This is a genomic window from Rhizobium sp. PEPV16 (assembly GCF_008919455.1).
GTDB classification, from domain to species: Bacteria; Pseudomonadota; Alphaproteobacteria; order Rhizobiales; family Rhizobiaceae; genus Rhizobium; species Rhizobium leguminosarum_Q.
This window is the reverse complement of record NZ_VSZV01000001.1, coordinates 1-252: the sequence shown is the minus strand read 5'-3', so window position 1 is coordinate 252 and position 252 is coordinate 1. Positions and strand designations below refer to the sequence as shown.

The window sequence follows — 252 nt, the reverse complement described above, 5'->3', positions numbered from 1 at the left end:
TGCCAGCAGCCGCGGTAATACGTAAGAGACTAGTGTTATTCATCTTAATTAGGTTTAAAGGGTACCCAGACGGTCAAAATAACTATTAATCTGTTAATACTTGACTAGAGTTTTATGGACGAGGGTAGTACTTGAGGTGAAGAGATAAAATTCTGTTATACCAAAGGGACTCGGTAAAGGTGAAGACAACCCTCCATGTACAAACTGACGTTGAAGGACGAAGGCACAGAGAACAAACAGGATTAGAAACCC

1 rRNA gene is annotated in these 252 nt (G+C 40.9%); it reads left to right on the top strand.

Annotated features, from left to right (window positions below):
* Nucleotides 1–252: ribosomal RNA gene (locus tag FY112_RS37110) — 16S ribosomal RNA — on the top strand; the annotation flags it as partial.